This window comes from Streptomyces sp. 13-12-16 (assembly GCF_002114215.1).
Taxonomy (GTDB): Bacteria; Actinomycetota; Actinomycetes; order Streptomycetales; family Streptomycetaceae; genus Streptomyces.
In genome coordinates, this window is sequence record NZ_NCTE01001269.1 from 1 (window position 1) to 1,530 (window position 1,530).

The window sequence follows — 1,530 nt, forward strand, 5'->3', positions numbered from 1 at the left end:
ACGCCCTGGCGGGAGCGCGGGAGCGGCGGTTCGTCCTGGTGCAGGACGGACGCGGCGCGGCGGGCCTGGCCAAGACCCTGCACCAGGAGGCCCCGCACCTGCGCACCACGATCGTCCAGACCCCGCTGAACGCCGACGCGGTGGCACGTGTCGTCACCGAGGTCCGCGCGACCGCCCGGTTCAGCGAGGCCCACTACGACACGGCCGGGGTGCGGCGCGTGCCGACCCTGCGGGCCCTGCCGGTCGAGCAGGAGCACACCGACCTCCCGCTGGACGCCACGGACGTCCTGCTGGTGACCGGCGGCGGCAAGGGCATCTCCGCCGAGTGCGCCCTGGCCGTCGCCCGCAGGACCGGGGCGAAGCTGGCCGTGCTCGGCCGGTCGGACCCGGCCGCCGACACCGAACTCGCCGAGAACCTGGCGCGGATGGCCGACAGCGGCGTCGGCGTGCACTACGCCCGCGCCGACGTCACCGACCCCGAGCGGACCGCGGCGGCCGTCGCCGAGCTGGAGAAGGCGCTGGGGAGGATCACCGGCGTACTGCACGGAGCCGGCCGCAACGAACCGGCCCCGCTGACCGAGCTGGACGCACAGGACTTCCGCCGCACCTTCGCCCCGAAGGTCGACGGCCTGCGCACCGTCCTCGACGCGGTGGACGCCGGCGGGCTGAAGCTGCTGGTCTCCTTCGGCAGCATCATCGGCCGGGCGGGACTGCGCGGCGAGGCCCACTACGCCACCGCCAACGAGTGGCTGGCGGACCTCACCGAGGAGACCGCCCGCACCCATCCGCGGCTGCGCGCCAGGTGCGTGGAGTGGTCGGTGTGGTCCGGCGTCGGCATGGGCGAGAAGCTCTCCGTCGTCGAGTCGCTCTCCCGCGAGGGCATCACCCCCGTCTCGCCCGACCAGGGCGTGGAGATCCTGCTGCGCCTGATCTCCGATCCGGACGCCCCCGTGGTCACCGTCGTCAGCGGCCGCACCGAGGGCATCGAGACCGTGCGCCGCGACCTGCCGCCGCTGCCGCTGCTGCGGTTCACCGGCAATCCGCTGGTGCGCTACCACGGCGTCGAACTCGTCACCGAGGTGGAGCTGAACGCGGGCACCGACCCCTACCTGGCCGACCACCTGCTCGACGGGAACCTGCTGCTGCCCGCCGTCATGGGCATGGAGGCGATGACGCAGGTCGCGACCGCCGCGACCGGCTGGGACGGCACCCCCGTCATCGAGGGGGCGAAGTTCCTGCGGCCCATCGTCGTGCCGCCGGACGGCAGCACCCGGATCCGCGTCGCCGCCACCGTCACCGGCCGCGGCACCGTCGACGTCGCCGTGCACGCCGAGGACACCGGCTTCGTGGCCGAGCACTTCCGGGCCCGGCTCGTCTTCGACGGCGCCCAGGCCCCGGACGGGCCGCCCGAGCAGGTGCCCGAGGGCACCGCCCCGGTCCCGCTCGACCCGGCCGCCGACCTGTACGGCGGGCTGCTCTTCCAGGGCGGGCGCTTCCAGCGGCTGCGCCGCTTCCACCGGGCCGCGGCCC

At 75.2% G+C, this 1,530-nt stretch carries 1 protein-coding gene; it reads left to right on the forward strand.

Translation table 11 applies throughout. The features are described 5' to 3' along the window. The coding region (locus B7767_RS39095; RefSeq protein ID WP_143652902.1) for an SDR family oxidoreductase at positions 1-1,530 on the forward strand (1,530 nt) is incomplete at both ends.